A 17,488-nucleotide genomic window follows, 5' to 3' on the forward strand; every position below is an offset into this window, starting at 1 on the left:
TCGCGGCGACGAAGAAGGCCGGCATGGACGAGCGGGCCGCGGTGGTGTCGATCGCGACGGCGTTGCAGGAGTCGAAGCTGGAGAACCTGGGTCATCTGGGTGACCGCAACGACCACGACTCGCAGGGCCTGTTCCAGCAGCGTCCGTCCTCGGGTTGGGGCACGGTGGAGCAGATCACCGACCCGGAGTACTCGACGACGGCGTTCCTGAAGGGTCTCAAGCAGGTCGACGGGTGGCAGGACATGCCCCTGACGAAGGCGGCGCAGACGGTGCAGGTGTCGGCGTACCCGGACCACTACGCCCAGTGGGAGCAGATGGCCGCCGACCTCGTGGCCGAGCACTGGAACAGCTGACCCGACAGACTTTCCACCACAAGGGGGATCGCTGGCCGGCACCCGAACCCGGGGTGCCGGCCAGCGGCACATCCACCGCCGACGGCCGACGCGGGGAACGCGCCGGCAGCGCCGAACGGGGACCGGCCCCCGTCCCCCGCGCGGGGGCGGGGCCCGGCGGCGACTGCGGATCAGGTGGCGCTGATGGTGCCCGTCATCAGCAGGGCGAGCACCAGGGTGCCCAGCGCGACCCGGTACAGCACGAAGACGTACAGGGTGTGGTGGGCGACGTAGCGCAGCAGCCAGGCGATGGCCGCGTACCCGACGCCGAAGGCGATGATCGTGGCGACGACCATCTGGGCGACGCTCGGCACCGACGTGCCGGGTGCCGCCGGCTCGAAGACGTCACCGACGCTGAAGATCCCGGACATCACCACCGCCGGGATGGCCAGCAGGAACGAGTAGCGCGCCGCCGCCTCCCGGGTGAGGTTGAGCAGCAGACCCGCGGTCAGCGTGCCGCCCGAGCGGGACACCCCGGGGATCAGCGCCATCGCCTGGGCGAAACCCATCACCACGCCGTCGCGCATCCGGAAGTTCTCCAGGGTGCGGCTCTGCCGGCCCCAGTACTCGGCGAAGGCGAGCACGAACGCGAACACGATCAGGGTGGTGGCCACCAGCCACAGGTTGCGCCCGGCGGTGCGGATCTGGTCCTTGAACAGGAAACCGAACAGCCCGATCGGGATCGAGCCGACGATGACGTACCAGCCCATCCGGTAGTCGAGGCTGGAGCGCACCGACTTGTCCCTGATGCCGACCAGCCACGTACGGGTGATGCGCCAGATGTCCTTGGCGAAGTAGATCAGCACCGCCGCCTCGGTGCCCAACTGGGTGACCGCGGTGAACGACGCCCCGGCGTCCTGGTCGAAGAAGATCGCCGAGGTGATCCGCAGGTGACCCGACGAGCTGACCGGAAGGAACTCGGTCAGTCCCTGGACGATGCCCAGGACGATGGCCTCGACCCAGGTCACTCCCCGACTCCCGAGAGGTCGAACGCCTCGGCGACGGTACGCAGGGTGTGCACGCCGCTGTCCCGGTCGGCGGCGAACAGGCTCACGGACAGGGTGGTGACGCCGGCGGCGGCGTACTCCCGCATCCGCTCGGCGATGCGCTCCTTCGGGCCCAGCAGCGAGGTGCGGTCGATGAACTCCATCGGCACCGCGGCGGCCGCGTCGCGCTGCCGCTTGGCCAGGTAGAGGTCCTGCACCTCGCGGGCGGCGTCGCCGTAGCCCATCCGGGTGGCGAGCTGGTTGTAGAAGTTCTGCTGGCGGCTGCCCATGCCGCCGACGTAGAGGGCCGCGTACCAGCGGACCAGCTCGGCGCAGGTGGCGATGTCGTCGCCCACCACCACGGGCACCGACGGGACCACGTCGAAGCCGGCGAGTTCCTTGCCAACCTTCGCCCGCCCGGCGCGCACCGACGCGAGCTGCTCGTCGGCGAACTCGGGCGCGTAGAAGACGGCCAGCCAGCCGTCGGCGATCTCGCCGGCCAGCTCCAGGTTCTTCGGACCCACGGCCGCGAGGTAGATCGGTATGTGCTCGCGCGGCGGGTGGAAGCCCAGCTTCAGCGCCTTGCCCGGGCCGTCGGGCAGCGGCAGCGTGTAGAACTCGCCGTCGTACGCGACGGACTTGCGCGCCACGGCCAGCTTCACGATGTCCACGAACTCGCGGGTCCGCGCGAGCGGCTTGCCGAACCGCACGCCGTGCCAGCCCTCCGAGACCTGCGGGCCGGACACGCCGAGGCCGAGGCGGAACCGGCCGCCGGAGAGCGCGTCGATGGTCGCCGCGGTCATCGCGGTCATCGCCGGGGTGCGGGCGGGGATCTGCATCACCGCGCTGCCCAGGTCGATCCGTTCCGTCTGCCCGGCCATCCAGGCGAGCATGCTCGGCGAGTCGGAGCCGTAGGCCTCCGCCGCCCACACCACCGAGTAGCCGAGCCGGTCCGCCTCCTGGGCGAACGCAAGGTGATCGGCCGGTGTGCTCCACGCCGTCTGGTATCCGAGGCTGAGCCCGAGTCGCACTAGGTCCTCCCCCATCCGCACCACAGGTCGCATCAGGTTACGCAATGCCGGAGGGCGGCCCGTCCACCGGCCACCACAAGCCGGGGCACCGGCCGAACGGTCGGAAACGCGACGCGCCCGACACACTTGACGGCGGCGAGGATATCGGCGGGCCCCCGTTCGAAATAAGGTTCACCCATGCAACAGCGACCGCTCGGCCGAAGCGGGCTGGCGGTTTCGCGGCTCGCGCTCGGCACCATGACCTGGGGCCGGGACACCGACGCCGACGACGCGGCAGCCCAGCTGAAGAGCTTCCTCGACGCGGGCGGCAACCTCGTCGACACCGCCGACGTCTACGGCGACGGTGACGCCGAGTCGGTGATCGGGTCGCTGCTGGGCTCCCTGGTGCCGCGCGAGGAGCTGCTGATCGCCACCAAGGCGGGGCTGCGACCGGGCAGCCGCCGGCGTCGCGACGGCTCCCGGGGGCACCTGCTGCGTACGCTGGACGCCTCGCTGCGCCGGCTCGGCACCGACCACGTCGACCTGTTCCAGCTGCACGGCTACGACCCCGACAGCCCGCTGGAGGAGACGCTCGCGGCGCTCGACCATGCGGTGGCCAGCGGCCGGGTCCGCTACGTCGGCGTGTCGAACTTCGCCGGCTGGCAGACCGCGCGGGCGGCGGCCTGGCAGGCGGCCTGGCCGGGGCGCGCCCCGGTGGTGGCGGCGCAGGTGGAGTACTCGCTGCTGGAGCGGGGCGTGGAGCGGGAGGTGCTGCCCGCCTGCGAGGCCCTCGGGCTGGGGGTGCTGCCCTGGTCGCCGCTGGGCCGGGGCGTGCTCACCGGCAAGTACCGCCACGGCCGGCCGGCCGACTCGCGGGCCGCCTCGCCGCACTTCGAGCGGTTCGTCGCCACCTACCTGGAGCCGCGCTGCTCCAGCATCGTCGAGGCGGTCGCCATCGCGGCGGGTGGGCTGGGCGTCTCCCCGACGGAGGTGGCGCTGGCGTGGATCCGCGACCGGCCCGGGGTGGTGGCGCCGATCCTCGGCGCGCGGACGGTCGGGCAGCTGCTCGGCGCGCTCCAGGTCGAGCGGATGACCCTGCCGGAGGAGATCGTCACCGCGCTGGACGACGTGTCGGCCGTGCCGGTGGGCTACCCCGAGCGCGACGGCTGACCCCGGTGCAGACGGTGCCCGCTCAGGGGGTGGGGCGCCGGCCGGGGAGGTCGCGTACGGCGGCCAGGAAGCGGGCCTGGTCGTCGCGGGTGGCGGGGTTGACGATCCGGATCCACGAACCGTCGTCGAACACGATCGTGGACGGGAACCGCACCAGGCGGGCCCCGTGCTCGGAGTCGACGCGGGCGATCCGCCGCCGCGGCACGCTCCACAGCACCTGGGGGCGGCGGCGATCCTCGCGCTCAGGGTCGGGGCGACGGCCCATCCGCAGCAGGTGCAGGTGGGTGTCGGTGACCGCCAGCGGGGTGCCGGTGTAGCGCTCGAGGAAGAGCAGCAGGCTGCCGGCGAGCGTGGCCAGGTCGCCGCTGAAGACGTACCGCCGCCGGTGGGCGATCTCGGCGAGCTGGTCGGCCAGCGGCCGGTAGCGGCTGAGCCGGAACAGCGCCCGGAACGCCTCCTGCTCGGCGGTGAGCGGCAACGGCTCCCGGGGCGCGGCGCCCGGCGGGGGCTCCGCCTCGGCCGCCTCCGGGCTGCCCGCGGCGAGCACGGCGGCCTTGCCGGGCAGCAGCAGGACGCCCGCGGCGATCCGTACGGGCGTCATCACGGCGTCCACCCAGGCGATCGGGTTGACGATGTTGAGCAGCCCGAACAGCGCACGCGGGTCGAGCGCCTCGGCCAGCTCCGCGTTCACCCGGTCGGCGAGCTGGCTGCCGGCGCGGTGGTTCTCCGGAGCCCGCACCGGCGCCAGGCCGACGTAGCGGATCTCCTCGCCGGGCAGCAGGGGCGCCACGAGGGCGCGCTCGGGCTCGTCGGTGGTGCGGAACTCGTCGCGCAGGTCGCGGGCCTTGTCCCGGGCGGCCCGCGCACCGCCCAGCACCGCGTCGGTCAGCCGGCCCAGCCGGCCGCGTCCCTCGGACACCCCGCACCTCCCCGGTCGGCCGTCACCTGCCGGCCGGCTGGTCCGCCGGCGGCTGCCCGAAGACATTCTGGTCGATCCACTCGGCGCCGTCCCGCACCGCCGCGTCGACCTTGTCGCCGACCTGCTCCGTGCCGGGCGCCGACAGGCCGGAGACCATCGCCACGCTGCCCCAGGTGGCGCCGTGCACGACGGAGTTCGGGATGTTCCACGGCAGGTTGGTGGCCCAGTCCCGGCCGATCGTCCGCGCGCCGTCGGCCATGCCGTGCGCCCGCAGCGCCCCGAGGCGCTCGAACGTGCTCATGTCGAACGGCGAACCGGACTTGCCGAGCTTCCAGGCGCCCTTCGCCGGGTCCGTGAACCGGTGGTGCCACTTGTCGGCGTCGCCGGCGGCACGGCGCCTGTCGGCGTACTTCTGCCCGGCGCGCAGCGCCTTCTGCTTGTCGACCAGCTTGTCCAGGTGGTTGCGCAGCTTGCGCAGGTGGAGCAGGACCCGTTGCAGCAGCCGGACGACCTTCTGCAGGTGCGTCGCCAGCGGTCGGATGATCTTCAGCATGCGGGCCAGCGCGATCATGCCCCGGGTGACGCCCAGCGCCACGCCGGCCGCCCAGGACGCCCCGGCGGTGAACGGGGCCATCAGCAGCGCGGTGACCAGCGTCACCAGCAGGAAGTTCACGAACTCCACGCAGACGTCGACCAGGACGTCGTGCACGGTCTGCAACGCGTCGGCGACCCCGCGCAGGTATTCGGCCGTGGCGGCGAACTGCTCGGCGACGTCGAGCAGCTGCTGCTCGACCTCGGCCATCCGCCGCCCGTACGCCTGCCCGGACGGGGAGCGCCAGCCGGCCTGTTCGGCCTCGCGTACGCCCCGGTGGTTCATCGCCAGCTCGCGTACCTGCGCGGCCAGCGCGTCCCACTCGGTGGCCTTGGCGCGCAGCGCGGCCGGCTCGCCGTCGACGAGGTCGACGAGCTGGATCAGCGGCCAGGCGAGGGCGCGGCAGACGCTGTCGACCACCTTGTCCACGCCGGAGAGGGCGTTGTCGATGCCGTTCCAGAGCTCGACGGCGGTGCCGGCGGGCCCGCTCACCGGGGCATGCCGGCGCCGATGGCGCGGAAGGAGGCGTCGATGTCCTGCTCGTTGCGCTCGTAGGCCTCGGCCGTGCCGCCCAGCGCGCCGCCGACCCGCTCGAACGCGTCGTGGCCGGAGCGGAACAGCTCCGTGCCGCCGGTGACCTGCTCGGCGTACTTCTCGCGGAGCAGGTCGCTGACGATCGGCAGGTGCCCGAAGGCGCCGTCCGGGATGTCCCCCGCGGACGTGATCCGGCTCTCCAGCGCGGTCAGCGCGGCGGCCACCCGCTTCGCCGCCGCCTCCAGCCGACGCACCGCCTGCACGTCGACGTCGATGTCAGGCACGCCGTTCCTCCCCCACTAGCCCGGCGGGACGACGATACGATCATGCCGCCGCCGGCCGCCACCCCGGACGGCGCCGCGCACGGGAGGTTCCTCATGTCTGACCCGCTGGCCGCGTTCGACGCTCTCGCCGGACGGCTCGCCGACATCGAGCGCCGTTTCGCCGGGCTCACCGACGACCTGGACGAGCTGCGCGCCACCGCCACCGACGACAGCGGCCTGGTCTGCGCGACCGTCGACGCCACCGGCGGGCTCACCGACCTGAGCCTCGCGCCGACCGCGCTGCGGGTGGGCACGGAGGAACTCGCGACGATGGTGCTCCAGGCGTACCGGCAGGCCCGCGCCGCGGCCACGGAGCAGCTCGACGAGCGCACCGAGGGTCTCGACGCGACGCTCGGCGCGGGCCTGAACGGGATCTTCGGCACCCCGGGCGACTTCGCCTCGCTGGGCCGACTCGAGGAGGCCATGGGGCGGCTCGGGCGGCTCGACGGCCGCCTGCCGGGGCCACCGGCATGACGTCGCCGGGCTGGCCCGACGTCGTCGCCCGGCTCCACGACACGCTGGCGGGCTGCGACCGGGACACCGACCTGGAACTCGCCGCCGGCCCCCGCCGGCTGCACCTGATGGTACGCCGGGACACCGTGCGCGGGGTCTGCCCGCCCTACGACGCGCGACGTCTGGCCGAACTCGGCTGGCGGGCGCCGCGCGGGGCCGGCGCCTGGTGGTACGAGACGCCGCGCACCGCCGAGGGCCTGCGCTGGTGGAGCGCGTTCGCGGCGCGCACCGCCGCCACGGTGCTCACCACGGAGCCTTGCGCGCTGTCGTGCCAGGTCCTCCCGCCCACCGGTCCCCGGGTGCGGCCGGCGCCGACCGTGCCCCGCGCGCGGGCCAGGACGACCGACGACGGCGGGACGGCGACGGCCGGCCCGGGTGCGCCGGACCCGCCCGGCACCCCCCGTCACGCCACCGGCGGCGCGCCCGCCCCGCGGCCCGGCGCGAGCGGCCCCGGGGACGAGGCCGGAAGCGCGGCGGACCAGACGGGAAGCGCGGCGGAACCGGCCGGCGCGTCCGTGCTCGACCTGCTGAGCGAGGCCGGCGCGCACCGGGACCTGCCCGGCTACCTCGGCATCCTCGCCGCCGCGGCCGTCTGCGTACCGCTGGCGGCGGAGCCGGGGCCGGACCGCGACGTGCCCTGGACGGTCGTCACCGACCCGACCGGCGCGCCGTTGCTGCCCGTCTTCACCTCTCCGGACGCGCTGACCGCGTTCGCCGGGGAGGGGGTGCCGTTCGTCGCCGTACCCTGCGCGGACCTGCTCGCCGACTGGCCCGACCCGGCGTGGGGGCTGGTGGTCGACGCGGGCACCCCGCGCGCCCTCGCCCTGGGCGCGGCGTCGCTGGCCGCCCTGCTGGCGGCGAATCCGCGCGCCGGCTGACCGGCCCTCCGGCGCGCGGACGGTGCGCTACCGGGCGCGCCGGACGACGCGTACGCCGAAGGCGATCGCGCCGACGACGAGCACGAGGCCCAGGAACTGGAGGCCGGGAGAGTCGTCGGCCTCCCCGAGCACGATGCCGGCCACGCCGAGCGCGGCGACGAGGACGGCGAGCAGGTACTTCATCAGATCTCCTTCGCGGTGGCGGGGCCCGGGCCGGTCCCGCCGGCGGGCGGGTGGTCGACCGGTCGGTGGGTGGGGCCCGGAACGCCGGGGCGGTTCACTCCTCGACCCACTCGAGCAGGTCACCGGGCTGGCAGTCGAGCACCCGGCACATGGCTTCCAGGGTGCTGAAGCGAACGGCCTTGGCCCGGCCGTTCTTCAACACGGCCACGTTCGCCGGCGTGAGCCCGACCCGCTCGGCGAACTCACCGACGCTCATCTTGCGTTTCGCCAGTTCGACGTCGATGCGGACGACGATGGGCATCAGATCACCGCCTCCATGTCGGTCCGCAGTGTCGTGGCCTGCCGGAGCAGCGCACGCATCACGACCATCAGGAGACCCAGCACGGCGACGCCCACCAGCATCAGGAACAGCAGGAGCGGCAGCCCCGGGTCCGTCGCCCGGAAGCCGACGTAGAGGAACACGCCCAGCAGCACCACCCAGGCGGCGACGACGGCCCACACGATGGCGTCCACCCACGCCAACGCGGGGTGACTGAAGATGCGGTCGTTCTTGACCAGGGTGAGCAGCCGCCAGGTGGACACGATCACGACCTGGACGCACAACACCCAGAAGACCGCGACGGCGGTCATCGGCCACCTGAGGTAGGCGAGGTCCGGGGACTCCTCGGCCATGTGCGCGAACTGCCCGGGCAGCGAGAAGGTCTGGAGCATGACCAGGATCCCGAACAGCACCACGAGACAGACCCTGAGCGGGGCAACCGCTCGATGCTCATTCAACATGCATCGACTATCGCTTGCATCCTATCGATTGTCAATCGATTCGACGGTTTGCCCGGCGACCGTCGCCCCCGGCGGGAATCGGCTGGCCGGCGGTCGGTCCCGGTGCGGGCGGGCGCCGGCCGGCGGCCTCCGGGCCCGCCTCGTGCGCCCCCGCCGGCCCCTGGGGCCGGTCCCGGCCCGCGCGGCCGCCGCCGCCCGGGGCGGACACGGCGGCACGGGTCACGGGTCACGGGCGAGAGGGTGGCGGACCGCCCCCGGGCTGGGCAGCATAGGACCCATGGACTACGAGTACGCGCCACTGCGGCTGCCGCCGAACGTCGACCGGTTGACCGCCGCGGCGCAGTTGGCGATCCAGGCGGAGTTCTCCGGGTGGGAGTTGGCGCGGGTGCGGCTGTACCGCGACGGCACGCGGCAGGTGGTGCTGCGCCGCCGCCGGGTCAACCAGCCGCAGCCCGGACTGTCGTACTGAACACGGACCGGGGCCCGACCATTCGGTCGGGCCCCGGTCCCTCGGCACGTGGCGCGCGTTCGTCGGCGCCTAGGCGCCTAGTGGGCGTGGTCGTGCTCCTCGTCGAGCTCCATGAACGGGTGCTCGTCGAGCCGGCCGACCAGCCGGTCGTCGGCGGCCGGCTGGAACGGGCCCACCGGGTCGTCGTCGTCGAAGGACTCCAGGTCGACCGGGGTGCCGACCTCGCTGACCATCACCACGCCGTCGAGCGGCTCCAGCTCCGGCACGTCCAGCGCGCCGAGCGAGCCGTCGCCGCTCTGCAGCAACTCCAGCACCGCCTCGCCGACGCCCTCCACGGGCTCCGGCTCGTCCTCGGCCGGGGTGCCCTCCCGCCGGGCCGCCTCGGCGACGCGGAGCAGCGCCGACACGCTCGGCACCCGGTAGTCGCGCCGTTGACGCACCGAGATGACCCGCGGGTGCGGGTCGGTGGGCTCCACGCCCTCCGCGGCGCCGAAGCGCTGGTCGGCCTCGTCCGGGTCGATGGACTCGACGTCCCACGGGGTGACCTCGCCGAAGGCGTCCAGGAGTTGTTCGTCGTACGCGAAGGACGCGTTGTTCAGCGCGACGTACGCCTGCCAGACGTCGTCGTCGTCGATGCGGCCCTGCGCGGCGCGGACGGCGGCCAGGTGGTGGCGGGCCGCATCGATCACGCGCTCGAGGGCGGCGTCCAGCTCACCGTGCTGGTCGGTCATGTGGGTCAGTCCCTTCACGATCAGAGGTTCCCGCGGGAGCACCGGGGTGCCCGGCGGGGGCTAGCAGGTGCGGAGGAACCGGTCGAGAACCCGCACGCCGAACTGTAGTCCGTCCACCGGAACCCGCTCGTCGATGCCGTGGAACAGCGCGGAGAAGTTCAGGTCGGCGGGCAGCCGCAGCGGCGCGAAGCCGAAGCAGCGGATGCCGAGCTGCGAGAACGCCTTGGCGTCGGTGCCCCCGGAGAGCATGTACGGCACCGGGCGCGCCCCCCGGTCCTCCGCGCGCAGCGCGGCGGACATCGCGTCGACCAGGTCACCGTCGAACGTGGTCTCCAACGCCGGCTGACGCTGGACGTACTCGATGGCGATGTCCGGGCCGACCAGCTCGCGCAGCTGCCGCTCCAGCAGCTCCGACTGCCCCGGCAGGCTGCGGCAGTCGATGGTGGCGGTGGCCCGGCCGGGGATGACGTTGTCCTTGTATCCGGCCGCGAGCCGGGTCGGGTTGGCGGTGTTGCGGATCGTCGCACCGATGATGTTGGCGATCGGCCCGAGCTTGGCGATGGCGGTCTCCGGGTCCTCCGGGTCCAGCTCGATGCCGAGCAGGTCGGAGACCTCCTCCAGGAACGCCCGCACGGTGTCGGTGACCACCACGGGGAAGCGGTGCCGGCCGATGCGGGCCACCGCCTCGGCGAGCGCGGTGACCGCGTTGTCGTCGTGGACCATCGAGCCGTGCCCCGGGCGGCCCCTGGCGTGCAGACGCAGCCAGTCGATGCCCTTCTCGGCGGTCTCGATGAGGTAGAGCCGCTGACTGTCGTTGACCGAGTACGAGAAGCCGCCGACCTCGCCGATGGCCTCGGTGCAGCCGTCGAACAGGCCGCGGTGCCGCTCGACCAGGAAGTGCGCGCCGTAGTCGCTGCCCGCCTCCTCGTCGGCGGTGTACGCCAGGACGATGTCCCGGGGCGGGCGGACCCCGGTGCGCTGCCAGTGCCGCACCACGGCCAGCACCATCGCGTCGAAGTCCTTCATGTCGATGGCGCCCCGGCCCCACAGGTAGCCGTCGCGCAGCTCCCCGGAGAACGGGTGCACCGACCACTCGTCGGCGTCGGCGGGTACGACGTCGAGGTGACCGTGCACCAGCAGGGCCCCCCGGCCCGGGTCGGTGCCCGGGATGCGGGCGACGAGGTTGGCCCGGCCGGGCGCCGACTCGTGGATGACGGACTCGACGCCCACCTCGGCCAGCTTCTCCGCCACGTACTCGGCGGCGAGGCGCTCCCCGGCGCTGGTGTCGTTGTCCCCGGTGTTGGTGGTGTCGATCCGCAGGAGGTCACGGCAGAGGTCGACGACCTCGTCGGTGGGGTCGGGTCGGGCGGAGGCGGCGTCGCTCGTCATCGCTTCTTCATACCAGTCCACGGGCCCGACGCGGGCGTCCCGCCCCACCGGGTCGGCCCGCCCGGGCCGCGCCCGCCCCGCCCGCGACCCCGCCGAAGCTCCGGGGACGGCCGGCGAGCGGGCACGGTTTCGCCGCCGACGGGGCCGGGTACCGCCGCTCGCGACCGCTCCCCCCACGTGTTCCGCCCGCCACCAGAGGAGGGCACCATGACCGTTCCCCTGCCACCGCTGCCGCCGACCGGAGAGGACGAGGGCTTCCGGCCGGGCGGGCGCAGCATCGCCGACATCCTCGACGCCGAGCACCGGCAGCTACGGGAGTTGCTGCGGCGCCTCACCGACCCGGACCCGGCGTCCGCCCCGCAGCGGGGCCTGGAGGTGCTCACGGCGGCGCTGTCGCGGCACCTCTCCGCCGAGGAGCAGTACCTGCTGCCCGCCGTACGGGCCGCCCTGCCCGACGCGGCCGAGCGGATCGACCGGGCCATCGCGGACGACCGGTCCCTGCTGACCGCCCTGCGAGGGCTGGGCGCCGACGGGCTCGGCGACGTCGCCGCGCGGGTCGACCGCCACGTCGAGGAGACGGGCGCGCTGGTCGCGGCGCTGCGGGAGGTGGCCAGCGCCGAGGAGCTGATCCGGCTGGGCAACCGGCTGGAGATCGCCGAGGAGGCGGCCCCGACACGCCCGCACCCGGGCACGCCGGCGACCCCGCCGTGGAACCGGGTCGTCGAGCCCGCGGTGGGCGTGGTCGACAAGGTCCGCGACGCCGTCACCGGTCGACCCACCTACCTCGCCGACCTGACCGAGCCGCGAACGGACTGAGCCGGGCGGCCGGCATTGCGCGGCGTGTCGGAGCAGATCAGGCACACATCGGAGACCACTGATCCGTTCAGGGCCTTCCGTCGGCCGCTACGGGGTCATACCGTCACGGTATGAATCTGGAGCTGCGACACCTGAGGGTGGTCTGCGCGATCGCGGAGACGGGGAGCGTGACCAAGGCGGCATCGACGCTCGGGCTGGCCCAGCCGGCACTCACCGCCCAGCTCCAGCGCATCGAGCGGACCCTGGGCGGGCCCCTGTTCGAACGGGACCGCCGCGGCGCGCGCCCCACCGCCCTGGGCGAGCTGGTGCTCGCCCGCGCGCGGGTGCTGCTGCCGGCGATGAAGGGCCTGCAGGACGAGGCGGCCCGGCTGGCCGGCGCCGGGGACGCGCCCCGCCGGTACCGGTTCGGCGGGGTGAACAGCCCCATCCTCGGTCGCCTGGTGCACCGGCTCGCCGCCCATCCGCCACCGGCCCAGATCACCACCCACGCCTCCTGGTCGGCCGAGGAACTGGCGCAGCTGGTCGCCGGCGGTCGGCTGGACTTCGCGCTGATCGGGGTGTGCGGCGACGCGGCCCCGCCGGCCGAGTTCGGGCTGAGCTGGCGGGAGGTGGCGGTGGACCCGGTGCTGGTGCTGCTGCCGGAGCAGCACCCGCTGGCCGGGCAGGCGGAGGTGGGCCTCGTGGACCTCAGCCGGGAGCAGTGGGTCGCCGCGCCCGGCGACGGCTGCTTCGGCGACTGCTTCGCGGCCGCCTGCGCCCGCGCCGGCTTCACGCCCCGCAAGGTGTACGAGACCGACGTGCGCTGCTGCATCGACATGGTGGACTCGGGCGAGGCGATCGCGCTCTGCCAGGCGACGTTCCGCCCGGTCTCCGGGCTCGTGACCCGGATGCTGGCCGGAACGCCGCTGCGCTGGCGGCTGATGCTGGGGTGGCACCCGGAGTCCCCCGCCGCCCGCGACGCCGACCTGGTGCTGGAGACCGCGCTGGCCGCGTACACCGACTCGCTGGCGGCCCACCCGGAGTACCTGGCCTGGCTGCTGCGCAACCCGCGCTACGGGGCGCGGGGGTTGGCGGCCGCCGGGGCCGACGGGGTGCGAACGGCGTAGCGCGGGGTATCAGGCGGACATGACCGATCCCAGTCCCGCCGCCGACGACCGGGAGATCCTCCGGCAGGCCGCCGCTGCGCACACCGCCGCCGCCCGCGACGTGGAGGCGTTCCTGCGGCGCCTGCCCCAGGTGCCCGATCCGTCGGACGTCACCGAGTACGCCAACCTGCTGACCCGCGAGGAGCGGGCGCGGGCCGACCGCGAGGCGGCGGCCGACGCCGCCGGCCTGACGATCGGCAGCCTGGAGAGCGGGCACGGCTGACCACGCGGCCGGCTCAGCGTTCGACGAGGACGTCGTGGCCCAGGTCGAGCAGGGAGTGCCGCCACTCGTCGTCGGCGTTGCCGCGCGGCGGCTTCTCGTCCAGCAGGGTCTGGATCTCGTCGACGGCGTCCCGCATCACCCGGATGTCCTCCGGTGTGAGGTCGACCTTGCGCTTGGTCAGCACCCGCAGGATCCGCCGGCCCAGCCCGGGCAGGCCGAGGTCCGGGCCGGGCCCGAACGACTCCTCCCCCGAGCCGCGGGTGAGCAGCCACTGCCGCAACTGCTCCGACGGGACGTTCACCTGGGCGTGGAAGTCGTCCCAGAGCACCTCCACCTCGGGTTCGAGCCGCTGCTCGCGTACCATCAGCCCTCCTCTCGACGGCGGCGGTCGGACTCCGCCGGCTCCGGGTCGTCGCCGTGCTCACCCGCGCCCTCCGGCGGCATCCGCACCCGGGCGGGGTTGGCGGTCGGCGGGGCCAGGATCGGATCGGTGCGGTCGGTCTCGTCCCGGGTCTCCTCGGGTTCGCTCATGTCCGCCCTCCGGTCATCGGGGATGCGACGTGGTGGCCGCGGTGTAGCCGCGCTCACCGGCCGCCACGTCGAAGGCGAGCCGCCCGTCGCGGGCGTCCACGGTGACCTCCTGGCTCGGTGAGATCGTCGAATCCAGCAGCATCCGGGACAGGTGGTTGTCCACCTCCCGTTGGATGACCCGGCGCAGCGGCCGGGCGCCGAACTCCGGCTGGTAGCCGTGCTCGGCGATCCAGTCGATCGCGCCGCTGGTGAAGTGGACCCGGATGTCCTGCGCGTGCAGCCGCCGCCGGGTCTCCTCCAGCAGCAGGCCGGTGATCTGGCGCAGCTGCTCGGCCTCCAGCCGACGGAAGATGATCACCTCGTCGATGCGGTTGAGGAACTCCGGCCGGAAGTTCTCCTGGAGCCGGCGCATCAGCCGCTCGCGCAGCTCGTCGCGCTCCTGCTCGCCGGCGTCCGCGCCGGTGCCGAACCCGACGGCGCGCTGGGCGCCGGTGATCAGCTCCGAGCCGAGGTTGCTCGTCATGATCAGCACGGTGTTCTTGAAGTTGACCGTACGGCCCTGGCTGTCGGTGAGCCGCCCCTCGTCGAGCACCTGGAGCAGGATGTTGAACACGTCCGCGTGGGCCTTCTCGATCTCGTCGAGCAACACCACCGCGTACGGGCGGCGGCGCACCGCCTCGGTGAGCTGGCCGGCCTCCTCGTAGCCGACGTAGCCGGGTGGGGCGCCGACGAGCCGGCTGACGGTGTGCCGCTCCTGGAACTCGCTCATGTCGACCCGGACCATCCGGTCGGCCTCGCCGAACAGCGCCTCCGCCAGCGCCCGGGCCAGCTCGGTCTTGCCGACGCCGGTCGGCCCGAGGAAGAGGAAGCTGCCCATCGGGCGGTTCGGGTCGGCCAGCCCGGCACGCGAGCGGCGGACCGCCTCGGCGACCGCGGTGACGGCGTCCTCCTGGCCGACCACCTTCTCGTGCAGGTGGCCCTCCAGGCGCAGCAGCCGGTCGCGCTCCTCCTCGGTGAGCTGGCTGATCGGGATGCCCGTGGCGCGGGAGACCACCTCGGCGATCTCCTGCGGCCCGACGGCCGGCACCTGCGACGAGCCGCCCTCGTCGCCGCGGGCCAGGCGGATCTGCTCCTCCAGTTCGGCGAGCCGGTCGCGCAGCGCGGACGCCTTCTCGTACTGCTCGTCGGCGACGGCCTGCTCCTTGTCGCGGCGTACCTCGTCGAGCTGGGTCTCCAGCTCCCGCACGTCGGAGGCGGGGGTGCGGGTGCGCAGGCGGACCCGGGCGCCGGCCTGGTCGATCAGGTCGATCGCCTTGTCCGGCAGGAACCGGTCGGTGACGTACCGGTCGGACAGCTCGGTCGCGGCCACCAGGGCCTCGTCGGTGAAGCGCACCTGGTGGTGGGCCTCGTAGCGGTCGCGCAGTCCGCGCAGGATCGCCACGGTGTCGTCGACGGTGGGCTCCGGCACGAACACCGGCTGGAACCGGCGGGCCAGGGCAGCGTCCTTCTCGATGCTCTTGCGGTACTCGTCCAGCGTGGTCGCGCCGATCACCCGCAGCTCGCCCCGGGCCAGTGCCGGCTTGAGCATGTTCGAGGCGTCCATGCCGCCCTCGCTGCCCGCCCCGCCCGCGCCGACCAGCGTGTGGATCTCGTCCAGGAAGACGATCAGCTCCTCGCGATGCGCGCGGATCTCGTCGATGACCTTCTTCAGCCGCTCCTCGAAGTCGCCCCGGTACCGGGTCCCCGCGACCAGGCCGGCCAGGTCGAGCTGGATCACCCGCTTGCCGAGCAGCGTCTGCGGCACGTCGCCGTCGCAGATCCGCTCCGCCAGGCCCTCCACGATGGCGGTCTTGCCGACGCCGGCCTCGCCGATCAGCACCGGGTTGTTCTTCGTGCGTCGCGACAGGATCTCGACCGCCTGCTCGATCTCCTCGGCCCGGCCGATGACGGGATCGATCTGGTCGTTGCGGGCGAGGTCGGTGAGGTCCTGGCCGTACTGGTCCAGGGTGGGCGTGCCGCGGTCGGGCCGGGGGCCGGTCATCGGTCCGCGCTCGGCGCTGGCCGCCTGCAACGACTCCGGCTGGATCCGGCCGGCGGCGAGCATCCGCCCGGCCGGGGACTCCGGGTTCAGCGGCAGCGCCATCAGGATGTGCTCGGGGCCGATGTAGTTGGCGCCCATCGCCCGGGACAACTGGTGGGCGTCGAGCAACGCCCGCTTGGCCGCCGGGGTGAGCGACAGGTTGGGCGGCACCTCGCCCCTGGGCGCGCCGTCGCCGCGCCCGCCGAGCGCGTTGAGCAGCGTGTCCGGGTCGGCGCCCGCGCGGCGGACCAGGTCGCGCAGCGGTTCGCGTTGCAGCGCCGCCCAGAGCAGGTGGTCGGTGTCGAGGTCGGTGCTCTGCCGCTGGGCGGCCCGGCGGGCCGCGTCGGCGAGCATCTCCCGGGCGTCGGCGGTCATCAGCCGGGTGATGTCGACCCGGTGCGCGGGTCGGCGCCCACCCTCGCCCCGGCCGAAGTACCGGGCCAGGAACTCGTCCCAGGGGTCGGAGCCGAAGTCACCGGGTCCCATCATGTCTGTCCTCCGCAGTCGGGCGCGACGGTCGCCAGGGGCTACCCGGCGACCGTCGCCACAAACGCCGCCACCACGGCGGCCCGGCCGGGCGAGGGGCGGACCTCGGCGGCGCCACGACGGCGGGGATCCCGCTCGTCCGCCGGGCGGGCGGACGGGGGTGGCAGGCTGGCGGCATGGACCCGACGACGCCGCTGCTGATCGTGGACGCCGCCAACGTGGTGGGATCGCGCCCGGACGGCTGGTGGCGCGACCGCGCGGGCGCCACCGCCCGGCTGCGCGACTCGCTGGCCCCGCTGGCCGCCGCCGGGCTGCCCCCGCGGCTGGCGCCCCCGGTGGAGGTGGTGCTGGTGGTGGAGGGCCGGGCACGGGACGTGCCGGGCACGACCGGGGTCCGGGTGGTCGCCGCGCCCGGATCCGGCGACGACACCGTCGTCGACCTGGTCGCCGCCGCGCCGCGCCGCCGACGGTTGGTCGTCACCGCCGACCGTGAGCTGCGCGAACGCGTCAGCGCGCAGGGCGCCGAGGTGTACGGGCCGCGCTGGCTGCGGGACGGGGCGGCCCCGCCCGAAGAGTCCCGCTGATCGGACCATCGGCGCTAGCGGTCGACAACCGGTCAGCGGGGCAGGAACACTGACAGGGCGGATGTTCTCTCACCCTGAGGGATAGGCTCTAATGGAGGCCTTCCCGCCCCCAGGAGGTTTCGCCGTGGCGAGCGTCGCCGAGCTCAAGGCAGCCATCGATGTCGCGCTCCAGCAGATCGGTGACGGCCAGAGCGCCGTGCAGGCGGCCGGCGAGAAACTGGCCGAGGCGCAGCAGACGCTGGCCGGCGCGCTGGAGGGCAGCGGGCACGAGACGGTCGAGGCCGCCCAGTCCTCGCTGACCCAGGCCAGCCAGGAGCTGGAGGAGTGCCTCGCCGCGACACTCGTCGCCGTCGAGCAGGCGCAACTCTACGTCGCGACGCTCTGAGGCCGGGTCGTGTCCATCGTCGAGGACGTCGGCGCACAGGTCCGCGCCGCCGCCGATGACCTGCCGCTCGCGCAGCTCGCCCTGGCGCGGGAGAAGTTCGGGCTGGCCGCCGAGCGGCTGCGCTGGGTCCGCCAGGAGTCGGCCAACCCGATGGGGGTGCCGGAGCTCTCCGCCGCCACCGAACACGCCGAGACCGCCGGCTACGCGCTGCGCGTCGCGCAGGAGCAGCTCTCGGCGTACCTCGCCGCGATCGGGCTGGCCGCCGACGGTTCCCCGGCCCCGGGGCCGCAGGAGCAGCGGCGCCGGCCCGCGCACGACGCGCCACGCGAGGCCGCGCCGGGGGCCGCGGCGCCGGAGCCGGCCGCCCAG

22 protein-coding genes and 2 pseudogenes are annotated in these 17,488 nt (G+C 74.1%); 11 read left to right on the top strand and 13 right to left on the bottom strand.

The features are described 5' to 3' along the window. A pseudogene (locus tag V6U77_RS27840) lies at window positions 1-353 on the top strand (hypothetical protein); the annotation flags it as partial. A 170-nt stretch (window positions 354-523) separates the two neighbouring features. On the opposite strand, the gene V6U77_RS27845 reads toward V6U77_RS27840, so the two are convergent. Together V6U77_RS27845 and V6U77_RS27850 are read right to left on the bottom strand one after the other, a co-directional pair. After that, on the bottom strand, window positions 524-1,360 hold the full coding sequence (locus V6U77_RS27845; protein ID WP_334609718.1) for an undecaprenyl-diphosphate phosphatase: 837 nt from the start codon (window positions 1,358-1,360) through the stop codon (window positions 524-526). Further along, window positions 1,357-2,409: an LLM class F420-dependent oxidoreductase gene (locus V6U77_RS27850; protein ID WP_334609738.1), complete on the bottom strand. Its 1,053-nt coding sequence runs from the start codon at window positions 2,407-2,409 to the stop codon at window positions 1,357-1,359. The genes V6U77_RS27845 and V6U77_RS27850 overlap by 4 nt, the downstream gene beginning before the upstream one ends. A 177-nt stretch (window positions 2,410-2,586) precedes the next feature. On the opposite strand from V6U77_RS27850, the gene V6U77_RS27855 reads away from it, so the two are divergent. Then, on the top strand, window positions 2,587-3,558 hold the full coding sequence (locus V6U77_RS27855) for an aldo/keto reductase (RefSeq protein ID WP_334609720.1): 972 nt from the start codon (window positions 2,587-2,589) through the stop codon (window positions 3,556-3,558). Between the two features lie 22 nt (window positions 3,559-3,580). On the opposite strand, the gene V6U77_RS27860 is transcribed toward V6U77_RS27855, so the two are convergent. The 3 genes from V6U77_RS27860 to V6U77_RS27870 are packed head-to-tail and all read right to left on the bottom strand — an operon-like array spanning window position 3,581 to window position 5,887. Beyond that, the gene (locus tag V6U77_RS27860; protein ID WP_334609721.1) at window positions 3,581-4,477 is read right to left on the bottom strand and encodes a hypothetical protein; all 897 of its coding nucleotides are present in this window, start codon (window positions 4,475-4,477) and stop codon (window positions 3,581-3,583) included. A gap of 22 nt (window positions 4,478-4,499) precedes the next feature. After that, a complete protein-coding gene (locus tag V6U77_RS27865) occupies window positions 4,500-5,561 on the bottom strand; it encodes a WXG100 family type VII secretion target (RefSeq protein WP_334609722.1) in 1,062 nt (353 codons plus the stop codon). Next, window positions 5,558-5,887 carry a hypothetical protein gene (locus V6U77_RS27870; RefSeq protein ID WP_334609724.1) on the bottom strand — a complete coding sequence of 110 codons (330 nt, stop codon included), beginning with the start codon at window positions 5,885-5,887 and terminating at the stop codon, window positions 5,558-5,560. The genes V6U77_RS27865 and V6U77_RS27870 overlap by 4 nt, the downstream gene beginning before the upstream one ends. 93 nt (window positions 5,888-5,980) lie before the next feature. Here V6U77_RS27870 and V6U77_RS27875 point away from each other — a divergent pair, with 93 nt between their 5' ends. Both V6U77_RS27875 and V6U77_RS27880 read left to right on the top strand, forming a co-directional pair. Continuing rightward, a complete protein-coding gene (locus V6U77_RS27875) occupies window positions 5,981-6,400 on the top strand; it encodes a YbaB/EbfC family nucleoid-associated protein (protein WP_334609725.1) in 420 nt (139 codons plus the stop codon). Continuing rightward, window positions 6,397-7,317, top strand: a complete 921-nt coding sequence (locus tag V6U77_RS27880; RefSeq protein ID WP_334609727.1) for an SseB family protein — start codon at window positions 6,397-6,399, stop codon at window positions 7,315-7,317. The genes V6U77_RS27875 and V6U77_RS27880 overlap by 4 nt, the downstream gene beginning before the upstream one ends. 27 nt (window positions 7,318-7,344) lie before the next feature. Here the strand turns inward: V6U77_RS27880 and V6U77_RS27885 are convergent, their stop codons facing one another. The 3 genes from V6U77_RS27885 to V6U77_RS27895 form a co-directional block, all read right to left on the bottom strand. After that, window positions 7,345-7,500, bottom strand: coding sequence for a hypothetical protein (locus tag V6U77_RS27885; RefSeq protein ID WP_334609728.1), 156 nt, complete (start codon window positions 7,498-7,500; stop codon window positions 7,345-7,347). 94 nt (window positions 7,501-7,594) lie between these two features. Then, window positions 7,595-7,801 (bottom strand): helix-turn-helix domain-containing protein, encoded by a 207-nt coding sequence (locus V6U77_RS27890; RefSeq protein ID WP_091094605.1) that lies wholly within the window; start codon window positions 7,799-7,801, stop codon window positions 7,595-7,597. Next, window positions 7,801-8,235, bottom strand: a complete 435-nt coding sequence (locus V6U77_RS27895; RefSeq protein ID WP_334609729.1) for a DUF2975 domain-containing protein — start codon at window positions 8,233-8,235, stop codon at window positions 7,801-7,803. Before V6U77_RS27895 ends, V6U77_RS27890 begins: the two co-directional genes overlap by 1 nt. 322 nt (window positions 8,236-8,557) lie before the next feature. Between V6U77_RS27895 and V6U77_RS27900 the strand changes: the two genes are divergently transcribed. After that, window positions 8,558-8,749, top strand: coding sequence for a DUF5703 family protein (locus V6U77_RS27900; RefSeq protein ID WP_013734349.1), 192 nt, complete (start codon window positions 8,558-8,560; stop codon window positions 8,747-8,749). 77 nt (window positions 8,750-8,826) lie between these two features. On the opposite strand, the gene V6U77_RS27905 is transcribed toward V6U77_RS27900, so the two are convergent. After that, on the bottom strand, window positions 8,827-9,480 hold the full coding sequence (locus V6U77_RS27905) for a hypothetical protein (RefSeq protein WP_334609739.1): 654 nt from the start codon (window positions 9,478-9,480) through the stop codon (window positions 8,827-8,829). A gap of 60 nt (window positions 9,481-9,540) precedes the next feature. Then, window positions 9,541-10,869, bottom strand: coding sequence for a M20/M25/M40 family metallo-hydrolase (locus V6U77_RS27910; protein WP_334609730.1), 1,329 nt, complete (start codon window positions 10,867-10,869; stop codon window positions 9,541-9,543). 207 nt (window positions 10,870-11,076) lie between these two features. On the opposite strand from V6U77_RS27910, the gene V6U77_RS27915 reads away from it, so the two are divergent. The 3 genes from V6U77_RS27915 (at window position 11,077) to V6U77_RS27925 (ending at window position 13,053) form a co-directional block, all read left to right on the top strand. Then, entirely contained in the window at window positions 11,077-11,685 is a 609-nt protein-coding gene (locus V6U77_RS27915; RefSeq protein WP_334609731.1) for a hemerythrin domain-containing protein, read from the top strand. A gap of 110 nt (window positions 11,686-11,795) precedes the next feature. Next, a complete protein-coding gene (locus V6U77_RS27920) occupies window positions 11,796-12,791 on the top strand; it encodes a LysR family transcriptional regulator (protein ID WP_334609732.1) in 996 nt (331 codons plus the stop codon). Between the two features lie 19 nt (window positions 12,792-12,810). Next, window positions 12,811-13,053 carry a hypothetical protein gene (locus V6U77_RS27925; protein WP_334609733.1) on the top strand — a complete coding sequence of 81 codons (243 nt, stop codon included), beginning with the start codon at window positions 12,811-12,813 and terminating at the stop codon, window positions 13,051-13,053. A gap of 13 nt (window positions 13,054-13,066) precedes the next feature. On the opposite strand, the gene V6U77_RS27930 is transcribed toward V6U77_RS27925, so the two are convergent. From V6U77_RS27930 to V6U77_RS27940, 3 genes are read right to left on the bottom strand one after another with little or no spacing between them, the layout of a single operon-like run. Beyond that, on the bottom strand, window positions 13,067-13,417 hold the full coding sequence (locus tag V6U77_RS27930; protein ID WP_334609734.1) for a DUF3140 domain-containing protein: 351 nt from the start codon (window positions 13,415-13,417) through the stop codon (window positions 13,067-13,069). Continuing rightward, window positions 13,417-13,584 (bottom strand): hypothetical protein, encoded by a 168-nt coding sequence (locus V6U77_RS27935; protein ID WP_334609735.1) that lies wholly within the window; start codon window positions 13,582-13,584, stop codon window positions 13,417-13,419. The genes V6U77_RS27930 and V6U77_RS27935 overlap by 1 nt, the downstream gene beginning before the upstream one ends. Window positions 13,585-13,597: 13 nt before the next feature. Continuing rightward, a complete protein-coding gene (locus V6U77_RS27940; protein WP_334609736.1) occupies window positions 13,598-16,153 on the bottom strand; it encodes an ATP-dependent Clp protease ATP-binding subunit in 2,556 nt (851 codons plus the stop codon). 173 nt (window positions 16,154-16,326) lie between these two features. Between V6U77_RS27940 and V6U77_RS27945 the strand changes: the two genes are divergently transcribed. The 3 genes and pseudogenes from V6U77_RS27945 to V6U77_RS27955 form a co-directional block, all read left to right on the top strand. Next, entirely contained in the window at window positions 16,327-16,734 is a 408-nt protein-coding gene (locus V6U77_RS27945; protein ID WP_334609737.1) for a hypothetical protein, read from the top strand. Between the two features lie 124 nt (window positions 16,735-16,858). Beyond that, on the top strand, window positions 16,859-17,119 hold the full coding sequence (locus V6U77_RS27950) for a hypothetical protein (protein ID WP_089000636.1): 261 nt from the start codon (window positions 16,859-16,861) through the stop codon (window positions 17,117-17,119). Between the two features lie 9 nt (window positions 17,120-17,128). After that, window positions 17,129-17,488, top strand: a pseudogene (locus tag V6U77_RS27955) (hypothetical protein); the annotation flags it as partial.

This window comes from Micromonospora sp. CPCC 205546, from assembly GCF_036902715.1.
GTDB lineage: Bacteria > Actinomycetota > Actinomycetes > Mycobacteriales > Micromonosporaceae > Micromonospora.

What these genes read in the sequence shown, in the direction of transcription:
- V6U77_RS27855 (WP_334609720.1), top strand. Translation starts at nt 2,587, where the DNA reads ATGCAACAGCGACCGCTCGGCCGAAGCGGGCTGGCGGTTTCGCGGCTC.
- V6U77_RS27875 (WP_334609725.1), top strand. Translation starts at nt 5,981, where the DNA reads ATGTCTGACCCGCTGGCCGCGTTCGACGCTCTCGCCGGACGGCTCGCC.
- V6U77_RS27880 (WP_334609727.1), top strand. Translation starts at nt 6,397, where the DNA reads ATGACGTCGCCGGGCTGGCCCGACGTCGTCGCCCGGCTCCACGACACG.
- V6U77_RS27885 (WP_334609728.1), bottom strand. Translation starts at nt 7,500, where the DNA reads ATGAAGTACCTGCTCGCCGTCCTCGTCGCCGCGCTCGGCGTGGCCGGC.
- V6U77_RS27890 (WP_091094605.1), bottom strand. Translation starts at nt 7,801, where the DNA reads ATGCCCATCGTCGTCCGCATCGACGTCGAACTGGCGAAACGCAAGATG.
- V6U77_RS27900 (WP_013734349.1), top strand. Translation starts at nt 8,558, where the DNA reads ATGGACTACGAGTACGCGCCACTGCGGCTGCCGCCGAACGTCGACCGG.
- V6U77_RS27905 (WP_334609739.1), bottom strand. Translation starts at nt 9,480, where the DNA reads ATGACCGACCAGCACGGTGAGCTGGACGCCGCCCTCGAGCGCGTGATC.
- V6U77_RS27910 (WP_334609730.1), bottom strand. Translation starts at nt 10,869, where the DNA reads ATGACGAGCGACGCCGCCTCCGCCCGACCCGACCCCACCGACGAGGTC.
- V6U77_RS27915 (WP_334609731.1), top strand. Translation starts at nt 11,077, where the DNA reads ATGACCGTTCCCCTGCCACCGCTGCCGCCGACCGGAGAGGACGAGGGC.
- V6U77_RS27920 (WP_334609732.1), top strand. Translation starts at nt 11,796, where the DNA reads ATGAATCTGGAGCTGCGACACCTGAGGGTGGTCTGCGCGATCGCGGAG.
- V6U77_RS27925 (WP_334609733.1), top strand. Translation starts at nt 12,811, where the DNA reads ATGACCGATCCCAGTCCCGCCGCCGACGACCGGGAGATCCTCCGGCAG.
- V6U77_RS27930 (WP_334609734.1), bottom strand. Translation starts at nt 13,417, where the DNA reads ATGGTACGCGAGCAGCGGCTCGAACCCGAGGTGGAGGTGCTCTGGGAC.
- V6U77_RS27935 (WP_334609735.1), bottom strand. Translation starts at nt 13,584, where the DNA reads ATGAGCGAACCCGAGGAGACCCGGGACGAGACCGACCGCACCGATCCG.
- V6U77_RS27940 (WP_334609736.1), bottom strand. Translation starts at nt 16,153, where the DNA reads ATGATGGGACCCGGTGACTTCGGCTCCGACCCCTGGGACGAGTTCCTG.
- V6U77_RS27945 (WP_334609737.1), top strand. Translation starts at nt 16,327, where the DNA reads ATGGACCCGACGACGCCGCTGCTGATCGTGGACGCCGCCAACGTGGTG.